Source organism: Aliivibrio fischeri ATCC 7744 = JCM 18803 = DSM 507, from assembly GCF_023983475.1.
GTDB classification, from domain to species: Bacteria; Pseudomonadota; Gammaproteobacteria; order Enterobacterales; family Vibrionaceae; genus Aliivibrio; species Aliivibrio fischeri.
This window is the reverse complement of record NZ_CP092713.1, coordinates 218,980-238,688: the sequence shown is the minus strand read 5'-3', so window position 1 is coordinate 238,688 and position 19,709 is coordinate 218,980. Positions and strand designations below refer to the sequence as shown.

Genomic DNA, 19,709 nt, shown 5'->3' with positions numbered 1-19,709 from the left:
TTAAATGCCTTCCACTTTTTCATTAATAAAGAAACCTTGGAATACATCAACATTATGTTCTGCTAATAAATCCAATTGTTCTTTGTTTTCAACGCGCGATGCGATTGTTGTAATACCAAGGTTTTGTGCCGTTCTTGATATAGAAGCTAAAATATAGCGCTGTTTTTCATCATCTAACTGATGGGTAAATAGGTAGTCGAGTTTTACATAATTAGGACGGAATAATTTAATGTACTCTAAAGATTCAAAATTACGTCCAAAATTATCAACGCCAAATTCAGCACCAGAAGAACGGATCACATTACACAATAATGCCGTGTGGTCTTCACTTTCAATAAATGCACTCTCTTGAATTTCAAAATGAAATAATGACGCAATAGATTTATGCTTTTTCAGTGTTGCAGTTAGCCAACGAACGAAACTTGGATTATCCACACTTCGATTTGATAAGTTAATCGCAACAGGTTGTATTATTTCCCCAGATGAAACTCTTTCTATCATGGTTCTAATTACAAATTGATCAAAGTAAGTCGTTTCATTCAGTTGTTCTAATGCAAATAAATACTGATTAGCAGAGTAACGTTGGTCATCTTTTTCTATCGCAGAAAAAACCTCTTGATGGAAAACAGTTCCGCTAGGAGTTGTGGCAAGTTGTAACGTAAATTGAAATAAGTGTTCATTAATCGCTTCATCAACAAATGCCTTCCATTGTTGCTTACCCATCAATTCATGCTCGCTTTCATCAGCAATAAAACCAAAAGGTAATTGTGGATTTGAATGAGCTAACGTTAATGCGTTATCGGCAAGCGATAATATTTCAGTTGTCGTTTTCCTTGTTTCATTAAATACAACGCCAAGCTCAGCATCAATAGGTGCTGTTGCTGTTGGATCACCTTTAATGTCTTGGGTATAAATCACAATATTTTCAGCGGCTAGTTTTAACTCATCTTCTTCAATGTTTGGAAAAATAAAACCAAATTCAGAAGAGTTAATACGAGTCAGAATTACATTGGATGCAGGAAGCGTTGCTTTTAATAAATCAGACAATTCACGAACTAAAGCATCACCAGCCTCGTAGCCATCTTGCTCATATACTTTATTAATAAAATTTACTTTAAATAAAGCAACACCACCTTTAGAAGACTCAGCTAACCAATTTGTTAACTGCCCCATAAAAAAGGTTCTATTTCCTAGACCAGAGATAGGATCTAAATACACTTTATCACGCAATTTTTCAGCCTCTTTGGCTTGTGACTGAAAGCTTTGCGCTATCTGTGCTGACATCGAATTGATCCCGTCAATCACAGCTTCAAGATCTTTTGTCTTTGGTTTTGGTAAATTGTTTTCAAAATTATTATTAGCGACTTCTTTCATCTTAATAATAATTTGTTGAAGAGGAGATAGCGCACGCTTAACAACAAGGGCAATAGTTACTGTACCAAGACAAATAACAACAAAGAAAGTTATCGCTAACTGTATCAAAGCATTCCAGAGTTGCTGATAAGCATAACCAGGATGCGTAACAATTTCGACTTCTGCTAACTGCAACCAACCACTTGTTATAATACGATTCTCAGAAATAGTTCTAAAAAGGTGTAATTGAGTAAACCACTCTGGAACAGTATCGATTTTAACAGGGTAAACTCGAACAATTTCCTCATTCGTTGTGAACAATGTTAAACGTACCGCAGAGTAATAACTTCCATCAAATAAAGCATTAATAACAGATTCAGCGGCTACTTTATCTTCATCTTCCAAATAAGGAGCTAATGCTAAACCAACCGTATTAATGGTGTTATTCACTTCTGAGCGCTGTTGATTCTCTAAGAAGGCTTGCGTATTTCGAAATTCAATGGCAAAAACAGAAATCATCAATATTAAAAAGACAGCTGTCATCCATGCTACTAGTTGTTTATATAATGTCATTTCTCACTACTCATCATAATTCAAAATTGGGTGATTTAATCTCAAGCCATCGTTCCGTTTTCGTAAATCATTCCATAGACTTAAACGAGATGACTTTCCAGCTTGCTGACCATTACCTTTTCCTTTCATCAGCCATAGATGTTGACCGTTAAAACTGTATATAGGTAAAAGATCTGTTCGTTCTGTTGCTGGTTTTATTTCTTTATCTATATTATCTAAAATTAAAGGGACTGATGCTGGTGTTGGATAATAGGCCAGTACCATGTGAAACTGATTTAACTCTATTGCTTTAAGGTAAATAAGCCTTAATTTTTTATCTGATACGCCTAACTCAATCAGAGAAAAATATTTAGCAATGGTAAAGTCTTCACAATCACCAGCATTTGCTCCAAGAAACTCTAAAGGGGTTGCCCAGTAGTCTTTTTTCCCCCACAGTTTTATATCATCAACAAAATAGAGTTGATTAAAAAACTGATTCACATTATTTAGTTGTTCTCTCTCATTATTCAAATCAGCTTTGGCTAGCATATCTCGCCAAGCTAACACTCTTTTTCCGGCTCTTTCGCCATATTCATCTTGTACTGCTTTGATCCAAATATTTTCTTGTTGTGTTAAAGCAATAGAAGCGATAGAGAATATGGCAAATGGTATTCCTAACAACCATCGACTTCTCATTGTGAGATGTGCTCCTTTTACTTTTATTCTCTTAGTGCTGATCCTTTTGCTTGAACGATAGGTTTCACTAAGTAATCTAAAATAGAACGTTTTCCTGTAATAATATCAACCGTGGTTGTCATACCTGGAATAATATTAAATTGTGTTTTTTCTTCTAAATCTTCTTGGGAAGTCCTAACTCTTACAAGATAAAAACTGTTTCCTTCTTCATCTTGAATAGTATCGGCACTGATATGCTCTAGCGTACCTTTCAAACCACCATAACGAGTAAAGTCATAGGCACTAAATTTAACAATGGCAGAAAGCCCTGGACGTAGAAAGGCGATATCTTGTGGTGCAATCTTAGCTTCAATTAATAGCGTATCCTCGGTGGGTACAATTTCAATTAAGTCCATTCCTGGTTGAATAACACCACCGACTGTATTTATGTATATTTTTTTTATGGTTCCAGTAACTGGCGATAACACGACTGTACGATTTACTCTATCTTTCAATCCGACCTGTGATTCAGTTAAGGCTGATAATTTATCTTGAGTAGTATTTAATTTTTCTTGCTGTTCAGAACGAAACTTTAGAGCTGCGTCGATTCTGTTTAAAACAGTCTCTTGAATTGCAGAAGTTAAGACAGGAATTTTTAATTCAGTGGATGTAAGTTCACGCTTAGTATCGTTAACTTGACGCTGTAATTTTAATAGTTCGATGCGAGGAACAACACCTTCATCTGCTAGAGGTTTTGTTATATCTAACTCTTTTCTTGCAAGGTTATAGCTTGCCTTTAAATTTCGAACCCGCGCTTTTATTTCTACAAGGTCTTGTTGCTTTTGACTTACCTGTTGGTCAAAAACAAAGATTCTGTTTTTCAGGTTATTCATATCAGCTTTATATTCTGCAAGCTGGCGACGAGTAACAATTGGATTTTCTTTCGCAAACTCTTCATCAAATTTTAATTTATCAGTATAAATGATGACAGATTCTTTCCAGCGCTTACGATTATTTATATCCTGAATAAGAATACTATCCATCGAAGCCGCCAATTGTTGAGCGCTTGCAGTTAAATTGATCAGTTGTTTTTTACGTTCTCTAAAATCAGAGCGAAAGCGAGTATCGTCAATTAAAAGAAGTTGCTGTCCTTTTTCAACTTGGTCACCTTCTTTAACCAACATCTCTTTGACTAAACCCCCTTCTAAGTTTTGTACAACTTGTAATTGCGAAGAGGGAATGACTTTTCCTTGACCTACAGTAACTTTATCAATTTCAGCCCAAGAGGCCCAACCAATAGCAATACAAAAGAAAACGACAATCACCCATAAAAGAATTTTTGCATTAGTTGGTGTATTTAAAAGTAGAGCCGCCGTTTTGTCATCAACAAAATCCAGCTCATGTTTATCAAGCTTGTTGAATCCTTTCTTACTCATTTATATATCCCTAATTGTTGTTATTCAGATAACAATCCTATTACATTAAGAATATAGTATTTATACGTTAGGAACTACAACAAATCATTGAATATTAGAAGGCTGAATCAAATTTAGGATAACTCTTTATGTGGGATTTACAGTGTAAATTCAATGAATATGAAAATCTTAATTTACACTGTAAATTGATAGCTATAATGATTTGACTAGGATTTACAGTGTAAATTACATAATAAGATTCTAATTGCTGAGCGCATTTCAGCTTCGGCTTCTCTTCTTCCTGAAACCTTTGAAAGAGAAATGGTAGTTTTCCAATCTTGTAATTGAATGATTTTAGACACCACTAACACTTGATGCGTTATATTTAGAGGTAGCAGAGATGATATAGATGACAATACAAAGTGTCTGAGTTCATACTGAATCATCTCAACGCCTAACCCACCATTAGAATACATTTCAATTCTTTTAATCATTAAATCGGATAACGGCTGTTTCGTATCAATCCCTTTTAATAAACTTAATACTTCAGAAACATCAAGTTCATTAAAAACACTTAGTAGTTGTTCAGGTAAAGCCATAGAAAAATAATCTTTACCAACAGGTTGCCATTCGACCGCATTTTTAGATAAAGGCAATACCGCAAGTAACGAGTGGCTTCCACTCGCTTTATCTTTAGAAATACCTAATCGTATAAAACTAAAATCTAAGCTCAACCAAAATTCATTCAATCCAGGAGTCGAGCCAAAGCTTGTGCTTAGGTAATCAACACCTAAATCACAATAGAATGCTTTAATACACTCAATTAATTTAGAACCAAGATGCATACGTTGATAATGCTGCTCAACCGCAATCCTCATAATACGAATACAAGATTGTTGAGCCGGTTCGTTAATACATAACGTTTGTGTTAACGAAACAGGAACTAAATGTCCTTTAGGTCTTCTCTTTCCAAGTTGAATATCAGCAATAAGCTGATTGTCGAGTTCACCTTCCGAAGAAACTAATGCGCATGTAAGTACGCTTCTAGACGATTTATCTATGCCAGCCCAACAAAAGAGACTAGGATCAGATAATAGAGCCAACCAATCATTAGGTGATGTTTGATAGTGAGCAGACACTAATAAAGAAAAAATGGATTGTGCTAATTCAGGATACGTTAATAAATCACTTACATTCAAGCGCACAAACTCGACATCCTCTCGGCTAACATCCTGCGGCTTATCACTCGATACTTTATGATCTAATAAAAAAACAGAAGATAACCAATTTTCTAATGGATCGAATTCAGACCAACGAATAGGTTGTATCATTTCCACAGAATGAAAGTTTGGGCGTAGCAGAGCAAGTTGCTTTTTGAACTTAATTTCAAACCCTCTACCAGTACCTTCGTAACCATTAATTGTGGTAGAAAAAACCAGACGAGAATAACGCTCAGTTAATGCCAATAACATCGGAGCAGGAATAGCTGCCGCTTCATCGATACATAGCAAATCTAATGAATAAGAATCACGTATTAATTCATCTGGGGCAAAATACGAAACCGTTGAACCATTTATAGTTAGAGTGTTTTTTTCTTGTTTAAATGACATTCCAAGTTTCTTTGCCACACTTACAGCATGATCAAAAACTTCGTTGATATTCACTCGTAATGGTGCCGTAATACCAATAATCAATTTTTTATCACGAACAAGTTCAGCAATAGCGATACCTATTGCTGAAGATTTCCCACGTCCACGATCAGCGGTGATAATTAATGGTCGCTTAGCATGACCAGTAAGCACTTTTTTTATACTTAACACGGCATGCTTTTGATCGATAGAACGATACAGTTCATCTAATTTACCTGTCTGAGTAAAAGACGACATTAACTTTTTTTCTGTCGGAACCTGCGGTAGTGACGGTACAGGAGCATTTTCTGAAATAACGAGCATCTGCTTTTTAAAGTGTGTTAACCAACATTCAATATTACGATGCAAAGATGAGTCTTCAGAACGAACAAAAAAAACTAATCCCCCGCCAACAAGTGTTCCACAAACTGAATTTATTGCATTCGCGTTAAACTCATGAGAAATATCGATCACCAAACAATGTGTTTCTTGCCCTAATTTTTTTAGAGCTGCTTTCATTTCTAAGCTAGGTAATTCACCAATAGAAAGGTTACCGTAAACCTCAATATCAGAATCCAGATATCCAGAATGAGCAATATACTCTTTAATGACTTCTTCGCTCCAACCGATAGAACCTTCTAAAAGAATTGGGTATCGAATAAAACCACTCGCTGCATAAGCAGAAACTGTTTTCAAAAAAGATAAAACTTGAAGCATGGGAAAATCCATTAATACGAGAGATAAAAACCATTGAATTGTAGCATGAGATACAAAGTTTCCTTCAATTAAGAAAAGAAAGTATGACGAGAGTTTATTTGAAAAGGTATAATAACTAACTCATTTATGACTTCATCATTTAGGAAATAAACATGCATTTAAGTCAATTAACTCCAGCGGTTTACCAAAAGCTTTATCAAGATATCGAACAATTCAGAAGTACCTTTGACTTAGCTGTTGATTCACCTGAATCACTAGATGAAAAAAATGACCTACTACATACATCTCTAGCTATTGAAGAACTAACAGAATTAGCAGAAGCAGACAACAAGATTGAACAAGCTGATGCTATTGTTGATACGGTTTATGTATTAATGGGAAGAGCAGTTCATCTTGGCACAAAGAATTTAGAAGATAATTTAAGTATTTCGTATCTTGTAGATTTACTTCTAAACGTTGCTAAAAATCTGAATATTGAATTTATTCCGTGCTGGGATGAAGTTCATTCAAGCAACATGAGTAAAGTATGTAAAACAGAAGATGAATACCAAGCAACAAAAGCATTCTATGCAGAGCAAGGCATTGAACTGATGTCGACAGAAAAAGGCGGTTTTATTATCGCGAAATGTGCAAAAAATGTAGAACTAGAAAATAAAGTAATTAAACAGGGTAAAGTTCTTAAATCAGTAAATTACCGACCAGCTGATTTAGCACCATTGGTTTAATGCTTTCTTAGATAAAAAAAGAGCCTGATTTAATGATTAAATCAGGCTCTTTTTTATTATTTAATAAATACTAGTTACGATACTTTTTGACTAATGTACTCAAGAATATCTTCCATCAAAGCATCATCAACTTTTTTCAAACTTAACGTTAAGCCAGAGCCTTTACGTTTATAAGAAGCACGTCCTTTTACTAATTCAGTAGTTAACGATTTTGCTGGTTCTTTTTTCGGTAATAGATCTTCAATCCATACTTCAATCAGCTCTGTTACTTCTTTAGTCATTCGACTAACACCAAGAGCCGTAGAACGCGTCCAGGCAGCTCCTTGCTCACCAGCACATTGCTTTAATAAGGTTTTCTGCTCTTCTTCTGAGAGTGCGTTATAGAGCTTATGAAGCTTAACTACAGTTGGACGACCTATTTCACTTACGCTTGGGTAAGCTTGTAGTAATTCCAATGGTAAAGTCGCTGCTTTTAGAGCTCCACTGACTAAAGCTTCACTGCACTGGCATACTTTTGCTAATTCTTTTTGATCGGCAACATCACCACGAGAAAGCATTGCCTGCATTTCTTTACCACGCTCATATAATGAAAGTGGTTTATGAGCATTAGCAACGTCAGATAGGAATTTTGCATGTTTTGTATTAATACCTTCAGCAACATAGATTAAGAAATCTTGTTCAGCCAAAATACATGACATACGACGACGGCTACCATCAAGAACTTCAATCTTACCGCCTTCAACCACACGACCAACAGCAGGATATTGCTGACCACGATCACGTAATGTAGATAAGATGTCTGATAATGCATGCTCAGTTAAAAAAGACTGTTCACGAGCATTTTCAGCAAATACTACCGTTGACGAACTCACATCTTTAGCTGGAATTTTACGTAACTCAAACGTCACTAAATCTTCACCAGCAACAGCTAATTCAATAACTTGAGCTTGTGATTTAGCTGCTTTTTGTGCTTCGACAGGCGTTGTTGCACGACGCTTATTAGTTTTACCAAATAATTTTGCGTTTAAGTCAGAAGTTTTAATCGCCATGAATTAGTACTCCCCTTTATTTAATGAATTCCAGTGACTGTGTAATACGCGTTCAAACTCTAGTGCGCTTTTCTTAACAGCATCTTGAGCTACAGCAAGTGTCTTCTTACCACCTTCAAAATCAGCGGCAGTTAAGTCAAATACGGTACTGTATGTATCTGCACAAATTTCAAATGCTCGGCTTCTTGGGATGGTCGCCATCATAACTTGATCAGCCAATAAATAATTCATTTCCGTTAACACAGAAACTTGTTTTTTATTGTCATCTTCAAACATGGTTGGCATTAAGCGAACAAACTCTAAACCGTGCCAGTCTTCTGGGAACATTTCATAAACCGTTGGTAAATGTTGGAAAAAGTTAACCGTTGAAGCCCAGTCTAAACGTTTTGCAGCACATGGAATTAATAACGAATTCGATGCGTACATTGCATTCCAAACTAATGGATCTACGTGTGGACCGGTATCAATCATAATGACATCAAATTGATCGGCAATTGGATCAATCACTTTTTCTTTCAATAATTTAACGATATCTAGAGAGCCATTTGTTGATAAATCTTGCCATGCTTCAGCATTAAACATTGCATCTTCAGGGAAAGCTGAAATCGTTTTTAAATTTGGATATTGCGTGTTTAAAAGCACATTTTTGGCCATGAACTCGCCATCAATAACCTCACCTTCAGGTACATTATCTAGCATAATATCAACAGCAGAATAAATAGTATCTTGTTCTGACACGCTAATCTGAGGGTTTAAAAATAGACGAAGTGAGCCTTGTGGATCTAAATCGATTAGACAGATACGGTATCTTTTTTCCAGGTTTAACGCTAAACATGCAGCCAAATGTACAGCTGTCATTGATTTACCAGTACCACCTTTTTGGTTCTGAACATTAACCACCCAAGGTTTATTGTTAGCATTTTTCTTCTGTTCATGAAATGTTGGAACGCCTGCCGCATCCATTAACATATGCGCTTCAGTCAAAGAAATTGAGTAATGATTCGCATTATTTTTTGTAAATTGATGACCTTCAGATTCTAAACGAGTAATCGCTTCATCTAACTTACGTCTTGTTAAACCAGAACGAGTTTCCATCATTGCTTTCGACATTGGAGGGAAGTGTTCATTATTTCTTTCTTCAAGTACTAACTCAATACGATCAGATTGAACTTGCTGAGTTTGCTCTGCCAATGCAGCTAAATTGGCAATGGTTTGTTCTCTATTCATTATATTCGCCATCAGTATTAACGATGAAAACAATTGTACAGCATAAAAGCAATAATTCAACAAATAGCTGAACATGAATTTAATTATGTGATATTCATTAAAAAAGAAATTTTAAATATCAAAGCTGACATTTACAGTTAAAAAACACTAAAAATAATCAAGATAATCACGACCAAAATAAGTTAAATTTAAAGTGTTACAGTGTCACCATTATTAATTTACAGTGTAAATTTTCACGGAAGCGTGAAAAAGATAGACTAAATTACGGCTGATGTATTTTCAATTAATTTTATGAAAAAATTTAAATGTAATATAAGAGATATATTGAGTCTATTCACTAAGCTATTTATATAAAATAGAAGCATGATCAAGGCTAATATTTCAGTAATAAACAGGTGTAAATCGATAGAATGTAAGTTCTGGACTAAGAAGCATGATCAAGAACTAATCTACTTCGGAAGCATGAAACTTTCCTCCTAAATTACAGAGGATGTATATCTGACAAGGCTTCAGAGAAGATCAATGAAAATATCAAATAATTCAGTCAGCTTGATCTCAGAAGAATGATACTTGATCATTCTTCTGAAATACGATTAAAACACATTAGACATAAGATCATCTTAATTTTATAGCTATAAATGAATTAAAAACGTATTTTAGACTAATCTTTGGTTCTTAAATGTCATCCATCAATAAAATACACCTCTCAAAAAGGGATAAAATAGAAATTCTGTGGATAACTTGTGTTTAGACCATGATCATTCTTCAATGAAACTCATGATCATCGATTCAAGTGGACTATGATCATGCTTTTGAGATTTAATGATCATTGATCCAGAACCATAATGATCATGCTTTCTAGATATTCTTGATCATGCTTTCATAAGTTTATTTTTTTAACCGTTTATTTTCAGCAACTTAAAAGTAAAAAACCAACCAGATCATAGATCAATATAATCATATAGATCAGAATTAATCATAAAGATCAGTTTAAAAGAATAATAATTTTTTTCTTTCTTTAAAGATCCATTTCCATTAACCTATACGAAAGAATGATTAAAATACAATTAATGTCAGTTGAAAATGAATCATATAAAACCTACAGATAAAGAAAAGATCTACATTCCTCTTCCAAGAGATCACAAAGGTGGACACTTATTTGAAATCCCAACAAACTTAGTTGACTGGATTTCACAGTATCAACACTTTAAAGGTGTCACTAAAAGCATTTTAGAATTAATGAATCTTATTTCTTTAAAAGGATTTTCATCTCCAGATGGTTTAGTTTCTACAACTGAAATAATTGAAACAACTGATGGTCATTTGACTCGTGCAGCAATACAGCAACGTCTGCGAACTGCTGTAAATATAGGATTATTTGAACAATTTCCAGTTCGTTTTGAACATGGCCTAGCTGGAAAAACCATGCTTCATAAATTTATTAATCCTTCTCAGCTCATTTCTGCACTTGGCATAACAAGTCTTAAATCAGAACAAAGTCACGAACAAGAAAAACAAAAGCGCTCAAAAGCATTAGCTCAAACACAAGTAAACCGACAATTCCTAACAGAACACGGTTTAAGTGTACCTCCTAGCATGCGTGATGAAGCAGATCAATTTGTAGTATCTCCAACTAACTGGGCAGGGATCATAGATCAAGCTTTAGCTCCACCACGAACAAGAAAAAATTATCAAAAAGCCATGGTTGCTATTTCAGGAACAAAAGCAATTATTGAAACAAGATCTTCCAAAAACATCATGACAGTTGATGATCTTATGACACTTTTTGCTTTATTTACTTTAACTGTTCAATACCATGATCATCATCAAGACGATTATCATATTCAGACAAAAACAATGGGAAATAAAACCCCTATTTATATTACTGATATTCTTACACTTCGTGGTAAAAAAGACTCTGGACCTGCACGAGATTCTATTCGTGAAAGTATTGATCGTATTGAATTTACAGACTTTCAATTACATGAATTAACAGGCCGTTGGTTAAGTGAAAATATGCCAAAAGGCTTTAAGAGTGATCGTTTTCGCTTTTTAGCTAGAACGATCACTGCATCTGATGAAGCACCGAAAGAAGGCAAAGATGGTGAGATCAAGATCAAACCAAATTTGTATATTTTAGTTTGGGAGCCATCGTTTTATGATGAATTATTAACCAAAGATTACTTCTTTTTGTTTCCACCTGAGATTTTAAAGCAGCATACATTGGTATTTCAGCTCTATAGCTTCTTCAGAAGCCGTTTAGCACGTCGAATGACTGATAACCTACTCCTAAGTGAAATTAACCAAAAACTCGCTCGTAACGTCGATTGGAGGCGTTTTTCATTAGATCTTATTCGAGAACTAAAGAAATTAGCGAAAGATAAAGTTACTGAAGAGCTGTTTATTGTTAATTTATGGGGTTATCACTTAACGATTTCGATGTTAGATAGTTCAGAAAAGTTGCCTGATTATCAAATTGATATTCGTTGTGATCCTGAAGAGGTGATTCGATACTCTCGCGCAAGAACAACGAATGCTGGAAAGCGTAATATGGCACCAACAATGCCAAACCCTTTACGTAACGAGATCATGCCAAAGCAAGACCTTGATCAGCTTTCCACGATCATTGATGGTGAATTTGAGCCTATTAAACGCAATGATCCAAGTAAGAGTGGTCGTTTAGGCCGTAGGGTTAAGTTACGTAAACATTCAGCTGAAATTAATGCTGATGAATTAACTATCACATTAACCAAATACACGTCAGAACAAGCGCTAGAGCGTAGTATTACTGCTTTATCTGCTATGACAGGGCATAGTTCATCCTCTATTTCTGATGAGTGCAAAGAACTATTAGATAAACTAGATTATTTGAAAGTTGCAGGTGAGATCTTACCTTACGAAACATTGAGTAAAACGATTGAATTTTACAATAGTCAAGATCATGGCAAGCATCTGTCCATTGAAAACTTGATCTCTGGTTTAGCTGTACGTAGAAAGATCTGTAAATTGGTTTATTCTCAGAACTATGATCAAGATGTTCTTCATGCATTAGATGAAATGGCAGGGTAGTCAATATATTGACATAGCTATGGCTGTTTATTGACAATATGATGACATAAAGAAAAGGGTGGAGGCTATTATTACTAACGAATAGACAACCTTTGTCCTTTACCAATCGAAAGATTGGCTCATATTGTTACACATCTTACTTTTATTGTTTAAATAATTGTATTGGCGAGCCTCAGAGCTCGCCGTTTTTTTATCTGCAATAAATCATTTTTACATTGCCCGTATCCTATGGCTCCATGATCATTCTTCCATTGAAAAATAAGGTGTTAGAGCGTTCGATACTCGTAATTATGAATAATTTTTATTACTCTATACGCCTATTTATTTTCTATTATTGAGATGACTTCCTATGATTGAACGCCAAGAAACAAAACAACGCATGAGCCGCATCGTAAAACACAATGGAACGATTTATTTGTGTGGTCAAGTATGTGCTGATGCAACAAAAGACATCACAGAACAGACACAAACTATGCTAGATAAGGTGGATCTTCTGTTAGAGCAAGCTGGAAGTTCTCGTGAGCATATGCTGTCAGCTACGATCTACATTAAAGATATGAAAGATTTTGCTGAAATGAATGCGGTATGGGATGCATGGGTTCCTGAAGGCTATGCACCAGCACGTGCATGTGTTGAAGCAAGTATGGCTCGTGACGCTTTATTGGTTGAGATCTCAGTTATCGCGGCTGAAAAGTAATGTAAATTAAGTGATTACCAATTTTTATTGGTGATCACTGTTTTTTAAATCAAACACTCTTGATCATCTTTCCGTAATTCTTCTGCTTTCTTTGATCCCTACCTCGTTACACCTTGATCATGTTTCTGTGAAGAGGATAAGATCTGCATGACTTATCATGATCATGCTTCTGCTCTTATTCAATTTTTTGTTATTTTTTATAGCTATCTATTTCATATATAAGAAATTTAATTTCCCTGACATTCCTCTAACAGAAAACTTTGTTTATTCCGTACACTGCCCGCGTCTTAATTAGTTTGGTTTTTTCATGTCTGTTTTCAAATATTCACCGCTCTTTTTCTCTTTGTTTTTAACTGCTTGTGGCTCTGATTCTGAAGATTCATCAGATACTTCAAGTTATTGTGATACGAGCATGGGGAGTAGGGTGACTGAAAATGGTGGAATGAAAACAACCTTTCCTAAAATCAGCTGCCAAGTTTTAGTGAATCCGGATATGGGGTTTACTGATTTTCATTCTATTTCAATTAAAGATAACCAATGGAAGCCTGTTCCTTCATATCCTGAAACAAGCACTGTTTATTATCGATGGGATTGGTCGGTTTTGCAGCCTACGGATTCTGATTCATTCGATTTCTCTGAAATAGAAGAAGTGGTAACTAAGGCGCAGAAAGCCAATAAAAAATTAGCTCTACGTATTGTAGCAATGGAAAATACGGGCTACGGAGCAGCAGAAAGCGAATTACCAACATGGTTAATGAACACTATTTCTGGAACAGATTCTCCGACTGGTGTGTTTGTTCCAGATTATACTAGTCCTGAGTTTTTAAATGCGGCCAATAAGCTAATAACTAAGTTAGGAGAAGTATTTGATGACCCTGATTTAATTACCAGTATTGATATCGGCATGGTTGGCTCTTGGGGTGAATGGAATTTAGAAGATGCTTATCCTGGTGATGGTACGTTAGGGTTATACGCTAGTGGTGAGAAAGGATTATTTTCTAATTTTTCTCGTTTTTCTGAATACGCTGATATGTTCGAATCTGCTTTTACTCAAGTACCTAGAGTCATGTTAATTGGTTCTGCTCATGAAAATGAAACCTTTTTAGCTCAAGCAACAAGCAGTACAAAACCAGCTGGGTGGCGTGCAGATTGTTTGGGTGATAAGTACGGTTATTTTTCTAATAGCTGGAGTCATATGGATGAAGGCTACCCTGAGGCATTAGCAAACGCTGAACAACATGGTTCGCCGAATATTAAAAGCATCTGGAAACAAGCTCCAGTTCAGTTTGAAACTTGTGATGATATGACGGTATGGAAAACACATCATTCATACACAATTGACGATGTCACTGAAGTGTTTAATTATGCGCTTGATCATCACGCCTCATTGATTAACGCAAAATCAAAACCGATTCCTGATGAATTTCAACCAGCGGTTCAAGAGGTACTTAAAAAGCTCGGCTATCGTTTTGAATTAATCTCTCTAACGCATTCTAAAGAGGTTTTAGCATCAAGTTCGATGTCAATTACGTCTGAATGGAAAAACAGTGGTGTAGCGCCATCTTACTATCCATATCGACTTGCTTACCGCTTTGTTGATGCTTCAGGAAATGTGGAAGCAAAACAAGAGACCTCAAGAAATGTTCTTGATTGGTTGCCAGCAGAAACAAGAACGGACAGGGCACCTGTGATTAATATTCAAGATAATATTAAGGCTCCTGCGTCAACAGGCATATATGATTTACAAGTCGCTTTAGTAAATGATCTTGGGGGTGCACAAATTAAGCTTGCGATAGACATGCCCCAAGAAAATAACTGGTACACGATTTCTAAGGTTACGATTAATTAATGTCTTATTTAAGGTAGTCTAAGTAATAAAAAATCGTAAAGATGTATGGTCTCTGAGCGAGTTGGTGCTTGCTCATTGATTTGGATTAATTGATGTTTAATCGTGTAGATCCGAAAACCGACAATAGAGATAAGAATAAACGCAATGACGTAGATAATTGTATGATTTGATATGTTCATGCTGCCCCACCTTATTGAAAAATCAATGATAACGACTGCTTAAATTAACCATATACTAATTGTGGTTTTAATTCTGATAACTGGATTAAAAAAACAGCATTAAAGTTGAATTTTTATCCAAAAAAAACAGCCACTATTATAGAGTGGCTGTTTTATTATATTTACGATAAACGTTAAGATTAACGAGTTAGATACGCTGCAACGAAACGAGTAATATCAACCATATCTGATACTTTAATGAACTCTTCTGTTGTATGTACTTTTGACATGCCAGTAGAAAGATTAACGGTTGTTAAGCCTTTTTCATTAAATACGTTTGCATCTGAGCCACCACCGGTCGGTTTAGTAAATGGTTCGATATTAATGCTTTCAAACGCTTCTTTAATGCTTGCAACATGTGGGTTTTCATCTGCAATTTTGTAAGCGTTATATGCACGAGTTGAGATAATTTCAATTTCAGCACCGTGTTTATCAGCTGCTGCTTTAAATGTTGATTCCATATGCTCAACTTGCTTCGCTAATTTTTCATCATCTAGAGAACGAGCTTCACCTTCAATGTACAACTCTGGCATTACAATGTTCGTTGCTTGACCACCACGTACGATACCGATGTTTGCAGTTGTTTCTTCATCAATGCGTGATAATGTCATATTAGTAATTGCATCAGCAGCAACCGTTAGAGCATTAATGCCTTCCTCTGGTGCTAAACCAGCGTGCGCTGGACGTCCTGTAATGGTTACTTTAAGGTTTTGCTGACCTGGTGCTGAGGTAATGATGGTACCGATAGGGCCACCTGAATCTAATACGATAGCGTAGTTAGATTGAATGTAGCTCATATCGAAATTCTTAGAACCGTGCAAACCGCCTTCTTCATAAACGGTAAAAGCAAGTTCCAGTGTTTTGTGCTCTTGGTTGTTTTCTTTAATTACTCGAACCGCTTCCATTACAGCAGCGATACCTGATTTGTCATCACCACCAAGAATAGTGTTACCTTTAGAGCGGATCACACCATCTTCAATAATTGGTTCAATGCCGTTACCCGGCGTTACTGTATCCATGTGAGAGCTAAATACAATGCTTCCCTCTAATGAACCGTCCAATCGAGCATAGATGTTGAAACCATTTGATACGTGCTCTGGTACTGGTAATTTTGATACGGTAAAGCCAAGCTCGCCTAATTGCTCTGTTAACGCTTCTGCAATGGCTTTTTCATTTTTTGATTCACTATCAATCTGGATAATATCTAGAAAGTGATTTACTAAACGTTCTTGATTCACTTGAGTCATGATTTTTCTTCTTTCTTAAAGGAAACTTAAAATCACTCTAACCAAAGAAAGCGCCCAGAAAGATGAACTGAATCAATAAAAGCGCCGACAGCTTTACCATATTCATGCGTTATATCTTAATAATTAAAAGGCATAACAAATAATCAATATTTTATAACATTTTGCAACTTTCTCGATTCATATCACTCTTATCTATATATTAATAAGAAAGGTAACGAGGTTGCTATGAAATCACGATTAAAAATCACAACAGTTGCTCTACTGTTTGCTTCATTTTTTGCTGTTATAACAAGTTTCTTTTCTACCGCTGAAGACATGACTCAGCCAATGAAAGGGGACAATGAGGTTGCCACTCTTGCTGGGGGATGCTTTTGGTGCACGGAATCTGATCTAGAAAAGTTAGATGGGGTGGTGGATGTGGTTTCTGGTTATTCTGGGGGAACCCTTGAAAATCCGACCTATAAACAAGTGTCATCAGGAACATCGGGTCACATAGAAGTGATTCAAGTGACGTTTGATCCAAAAGTGGTTTCTTATGAACAGATCCTTGATCATCTTTTCAGGCACATAGACCCAACAGATAATAAAGGATCGTTTGTTGATCGCGGTCCTCAGTATCGTCCTGCTATTTTTTATCATAATGAAGATCAGAAAGTGATCGCTCAGAATTTTATAAAAGATATTGATGCGGCAGGGGTTTTTCCAAAACCGTTAGCTACTGAGTTAATTGAGTATAAGACATTTTGGCCAGCAGAAGCGTACCATCAAGATTATTACAAGCGTAATCCTATTCGTTATAAATATTATCGTCATGGTTCTGGTCGTGATAAGTATTTAGATTCTGTATTTGGTGAAGATAGAGAGGAAAACCCGAAAACATTACGTCAGTACATTACTGAATATGAAATGGCAGTTAATGTGAAGCCTTACAGTAAGCCTTCTGAAAGTCAGATCAAGAAGTCTCTGACAGAACTGCAATATTATGTAACGCAAGAAGAGGGAACAGAACGTCCATTTGATAATGCGTATTGGGATAATAAAGCGGAAGGCATTTATGTTGATATCGTAAGTGGTGAGCCTTTATTTTCATCAACTGATAAGTATAAATCCGGGACTGGTTGGCCAAGTTTTACGAAACCAATTAATAAAGCGTACATTGTCGAAGAGGACGATTTTCAGTTATTTACTAAACGTACTGAGATTCGAAGCAAATTTGCAGATTCACATTTAGGACATGTCTTCAACGATGGTCCTAAGCCTACAGGTTTACGTTACTGTATGAACTCTGCTGCGATGCGTTTTGTTGCAAAAGCAGATTTAGAGAAAGAAGGTTACGGGACATATCTTGCATTATTTGAATCTAAATAAACAAAGATACGAGTAATAAAATCCGGATCATTCAGTGGGTGATCCGGATTTTTATTTAGTAACTATTTATTTAATTACTTATTTTGTGCTGCAATGTGAGTTGCAATTGCATCCATTAATGCTGGAGATAGGCAATCGTAAGTTGGTAGACCTAATTCAACAAAACGAGCACGGATCGCATCCATATCTTTAGGATCTGTACCTGTTTCAATAATAGATGATACAAATGCAGCAAATTGTGGTGCAGACCAACCTTTATCAGCTGATAGCTCTGTGTGAACAAAGTCTAAACCGAAGAACGGATGACCTTCGTTATCAATACGACCGTACATGTGAGTACCACACTCTTTACATGCATAACGTTTAATTGTTGCTGTTTCATCAATAACAACTAATTTTTCAGCATTTGCGATAACTTCAACATTGCCACGTGGAATTACAGCAACTTGAGAGAAGATCGCACCTTCTGGTTTCCAACATTTAGAACAACCACAAGCATGGTTGTGAGCAGTTTGAGCCGTTAGCTTAACCGCTACTTTATTCTCTTTACATTGACAGTGTAATGTACCGCCTTGGAAGTTTTCATCTGTCGCTGTAAAGCCATTGTCGATTGCTGGGTGTAGTTTTGTAATTGTCATTTTTTTTCCTGTAAATACGTTCAGTATTTTTCGTAATGCGTTGTTCAAGCTTTGAACCTTTATCAAAATTTAGTTAGTTGTTTTCGTTATTTGAGCGCTCAAACGATGGGAGGCATTTTTCTCCTTTCTTTGACGGTAAACAATTAGGTAAATTGTAATTCATTATTACTAATATGTAATAATGTGACTTGTAAATAACCATTCTATTACGTTAGTGTAATTTTTGTACTGATGCGTATTGTTTTTATCTTTATGATTTTTAAGATTATTATCTTTATTTTTTATGTTTATAAAATAAATAGCTATTTGATAGGTTTTGTAAATCATAACCATAAGTACAAGCTATTATCTTTAATCTATTTCTAGGTTTATTCTATCCCCGTAGTTTATTTGGGGATTTAGAGATGACAAAAAGTGCATTAGTTGTTGAAGGTGGTGCAATGCGCGGCATTTTTGCTAGTGGCGTATTGGATATTTTCATGAAAAATGAATTTATGCCTTATGATTTTGCAATTGGTGTTTCTGCTGGAGCATCTAATTTATTAGGGTATCTTTCTAATGCACCACAACGCAGTTTTCATGTCATTACTAAATTGGCTACCCATAAACGTTTTTTTAATATTCCTAGATTTGCAAAAGGTGGGGATTTAGTTGATGTTAAATGGTTAATCGATGAATCAAATGCAAGACATCCTTTAGATCTAGAACAACTATTTTCTTCAATACCTATGTATGCAGCGGTAACGAATATTGATAGTGGTAATGCTGATTATTATCAAGTCAAAGAAAATAATCTAAATGATGTTATTGAAGCGACAACAGCCTTACCCATTGCTTATAAATCAACGCCTTGTTTTTCTGGAGGGTGCTATACCGATGGTGGTGTAGCTGATTCAATTCCAGTGAGAGAAGCTTATCGTCGTGGCGCAAGAGATATTACGGTCATTTTATCTCATCCATTAAGCTATGAAATGAAGGCACCTAAGTCATCTTGGTTAATTACGAAATTATTGTCACGTTACCCACAAATTGCAAAAGCCATGCTTGTTCGTGCTGATAACTACAATTTATCATTAGAGTTCATTCGTAATCCTCCTGAGGGAACAACGGTTCGTGTTATTGCTCCACCTGAAGATTTTTCTGTTAAACGCCTTTCTATGAAGTCTCCTATATTAATGGAGGGTTATAAAATGGGTGTTTCTGCTGGGTTAAATCATTTATCAAGTCGTGACGGTACATTTGGGCTAGATACTGAAAATTGTCATTTTTGTATTTAAGCCTA

15 protein-coding genes are annotated in these 19,709 nt (G+C 35.6%); 6 read left to right on the top strand and 9 right to left on the bottom strand.

Translation table 11 applies throughout. The features are described 5' to 3' along the window. From AVFI_RS14735 to AVFI_RS14720, 4 genes are all read right to left on the bottom strand, one after another. The gene (locus tag AVFI_RS14735) at positions 1 to 1,926 is read right to left on the bottom strand and encodes a bifunctional diguanylate cyclase/phosphodiesterase (protein ID WP_065624555.1); all 1,926 of its coding nucleotides are present in this window, start codon (positions 1,924 to 1,926) and stop codon (positions 1 to 3) included. Between the two features lie 6 nt (positions 1,927 to 1,932). After that, positions 1,933 to 2,601, bottom strand: coding sequence for a transglutaminase-like cysteine peptidase (locus AVFI_RS14730; protein ID WP_065624554.1), 669 nt, complete (start codon positions 2,599 to 2,601; stop codon positions 1,933 to 1,935). Positions 2,602 to 2,624: 23 nt separating this feature from the next. Beyond that, positions 2,625 to 4,016 carry an HlyD family type I secretion periplasmic adaptor subunit gene (locus AVFI_RS14725; protein WP_005423898.1) on the bottom strand — a complete coding sequence of 464 codons (1,392 nt, stop codon included), beginning with the start codon at positions 4,014 to 4,016 and terminating at the stop codon, positions 2,625 to 2,627. Between the two features lie 206 nt (positions 4,017 to 4,222). Then, entirely contained in the window at positions 4,223 to 6,340 is a 2,118-nt protein-coding gene (locus AVFI_RS14720) for a GNAT family N-acetyltransferase (RefSeq protein WP_069582133.1), read from the bottom strand. A gap of 152 nt (positions 6,341 to 6,492) precedes the next feature. Here AVFI_RS14720 and AVFI_RS14715 point away from each other — a divergent pair, with 152 nt between their 5' ends. Continuing rightward, positions 6,493 to 7,065 carry a nucleoside triphosphate pyrophosphohydrolase family protein gene (locus AVFI_RS14715; RefSeq protein ID WP_188863778.1) on the top strand — a complete coding sequence of 191 codons (573 nt, stop codon included), beginning with the start codon at positions 6,493 to 6,495 and terminating at the stop codon, positions 7,063 to 7,065. A 74-nt stretch (positions 7,066 to 7,139) separates the two neighbouring features. Here the strand turns inward: AVFI_RS14715 and AVFI_RS14710 are convergent, their stop codons facing one another. Together AVFI_RS14710 and AVFI_RS14705 are read right to left on the bottom strand one after the other, a co-directional pair. Next, entirely contained in the window at positions 7,140 to 8,114 is a 975-nt protein-coding gene (locus AVFI_RS14710) for a ParB/RepB/Spo0J family partition protein (RefSeq protein WP_005423904.1), read from the bottom strand. A 3-nt stretch (positions 8,115 to 8,117) separates the two neighbouring features. Beyond that, positions 8,118 to 9,341, bottom strand: coding sequence for a ParA family protein (locus AVFI_RS14705; RefSeq protein ID WP_005423906.1), 1,224 nt, complete (start codon positions 9,339 to 9,341; stop codon positions 8,118 to 8,120). Between the two features lie 1,083 nt (positions 9,342 to 10,424). Between AVFI_RS14705 and AVFI_RS14700 the strand changes: the two genes are divergently transcribed. The 3 genes from AVFI_RS14700 to AVFI_RS14690 all read left to right on the top strand — a co-directional run bounded on the left by AVFI_RS14700 (position 10,425) and on the right by AVFI_RS14690 (position 14,956). After that, positions 10,425 to 12,410, top strand: coding sequence for a replication initiator protein RctB domain-containing protein (locus AVFI_RS14700; protein WP_005421664.1), 1,986 nt, complete (start codon positions 10,425 to 10,427; stop codon positions 12,408 to 12,410). Positions 12,411 to 12,759: 349 nt separating this feature from the next. Next, positions 12,760 to 13,107, top strand: coding sequence for a RidA family protein (locus AVFI_RS14695; RefSeq protein WP_054775955.1), 348 nt, complete (start codon positions 12,760 to 12,762; stop codon positions 13,105 to 13,107). Positions 13,108 to 13,414: 307 nt separating this feature from the next. Continuing rightward, positions 13,415 to 14,956 (top strand): DUF4832 domain-containing protein, encoded by a 1,542-nt coding sequence (locus AVFI_RS14690; protein WP_054775956.1) that lies wholly within the window; start codon positions 13,415 to 13,417, stop codon positions 14,954 to 14,956. Positions 14,957 to 14,964: 8 nt separating this feature from the next. On the opposite strand, the gene AVFI_RS14685 is transcribed toward AVFI_RS14690, so the two are convergent. Both AVFI_RS14685 and AVFI_RS14680 read right to left on the bottom strand, forming a co-directional pair. Beyond that, entirely contained in the window at positions 14,965 to 15,135 is a 171-nt protein-coding gene (locus AVFI_RS14685) for a hypothetical protein (RefSeq protein ID WP_155650968.1), read from the bottom strand. A 179-nt stretch (positions 15,136 to 15,314) separates the two neighbouring features. Then, positions 15,315 to 16,421: a M20/M25/M40 family metallo-hydrolase gene (locus AVFI_RS14680; protein ID WP_054775957.1), complete on the bottom strand. Its 1,107-nt coding sequence runs from the start codon at positions 16,419 to 16,421 to the stop codon at positions 15,315 to 15,317. A 225-nt stretch (positions 16,422 to 16,646) separates the two neighbouring features. Here AVFI_RS14680 and msrB point away from each other — a divergent pair, with 225 nt between their 5' ends. After that, positions 16,647 to 17,789 carry a peptide-methionine (R)-S-oxide reductase MsrB gene (msrB, locus tag AVFI_RS14675; RefSeq protein WP_054775958.1) on the top strand — a complete coding sequence of 381 codons (1,143 nt, stop codon included), beginning with the start codon at positions 16,647 to 16,649 and terminating at the stop codon, positions 17,787 to 17,789. Between the two features lie 74 nt (positions 17,790 to 17,863). On the opposite strand, the gene gfa is transcribed toward msrB, so the two are convergent. Then, complete coding sequence (gene gfa, locus AVFI_RS14670; RefSeq protein WP_054775959.1) at positions 17,864 to 18,427, bottom strand: S-(hydroxymethyl)glutathione synthase; 564 nt, start codon at positions 18,425 to 18,427, stop codon at positions 17,864 to 17,866. Positions 18,428 to 18,831: 404 nt separating this feature from the next. On the opposite strand from gfa, the gene AVFI_RS14665 reads away from it, so the two are divergent. Further along, on the top strand, positions 18,832 to 19,704 hold the full coding sequence (locus AVFI_RS14665; RefSeq protein WP_065594683.1) for a patatin-like phospholipase family protein: 873 nt from the start codon (positions 18,832 to 18,834) through the stop codon (positions 19,702 to 19,704). The last annotated feature ends 5 nt before the right edge of the window (positions 19,705 to 19,709 follow it).

Bases quoted from the DNA above. Each gene is read 5' to 3' on its own strand.
- AVFI_RS14735 (WP_065624555.1), bottom strand. From the start codon at position 1,926: ATGACATTATATAAACAACTAGTAGCATGGATGACAGCTGTCTTTTTA.
- AVFI_RS14730 (WP_065624554.1), bottom strand. From the start codon at position 2,601: ATGAGAAGTCGATGGTTGTTAGGAATACCATTTGCCATATTCTCTATC.
- AVFI_RS14725 (WP_005423898.1), bottom strand. From the start codon at position 4,016: ATGAGTAAGAAAGGATTCAACAAGCTTGATAAACATGAGCTGGATTTT.
- AVFI_RS14720 (WP_069582133.1), bottom strand. From the start codon at position 6,340: ATGCTTCAAGTTTTATCTTTTTTGAAAACAGTTTCTGCTTATGCAGCG.
- AVFI_RS14715 (WP_188863778.1), top strand. From the start codon at position 6,493: ATGCATTTAAGTCAATTAACTCCAGCGGTTTACCAAAAGCTTTATCAA.
- AVFI_RS14710 (WP_005423904.1), bottom strand. From the start codon at position 8,114: ATGGCGATTAAAACTTCTGACTTAAACGCAAAATTATTTGGTAAAACT.
- AVFI_RS14705 (WP_005423906.1), bottom strand. From the start codon at position 9,341: ATGAATAGAGAACAAACCATTGCCAATTTAGCTGCATTGGCAGAGCAA.
- AVFI_RS14700 (WP_005421664.1), top strand. From the start codon at position 10,425: ATGAATCATATAAAACCTACAGATAAAGAAAAGATCTACATTCCTCTT.
- AVFI_RS14695 (WP_054775955.1), top strand. From the start codon at position 12,760: ATGATTGAACGCCAAGAAACAAAACAACGCATGAGCCGCATCGTAAAA.
- AVFI_RS14690 (WP_054775956.1), top strand. From the start codon at position 13,415: ATGTCTGTTTTCAAATATTCACCGCTCTTTTTCTCTTTGTTTTTAACT.
- AVFI_RS14685 (WP_155650968.1), bottom strand. From the start codon at position 15,135: ATGAACATATCAAATCATACAATTATCTACGTCATTGCGTTTATTCTT.
- AVFI_RS14680 (WP_054775957.1), bottom strand. From the start codon at position 16,421: ATGACTCAAGTGAATCAAGAACGTTTAGTAAATCACTTTCTAGATATT.
- msrB (WP_054775958.1), top strand. From the start codon at position 16,647: ATGAAATCACGATTAAAAATCACAACAGTTGCTCTACTGTTTGCTTCA.
- gfa (WP_054775959.1), bottom strand. From the start codon at position 18,427: ATGACAATTACAAAACTACACCCAGCAATCGACAATGGCTTTACAGCG.
- AVFI_RS14665 (WP_065594683.1), top strand. From the start codon at position 18,832: ATGACAAAAAGTGCATTAGTTGTTGAAGGTGGTGCAATGCGCGGCATT.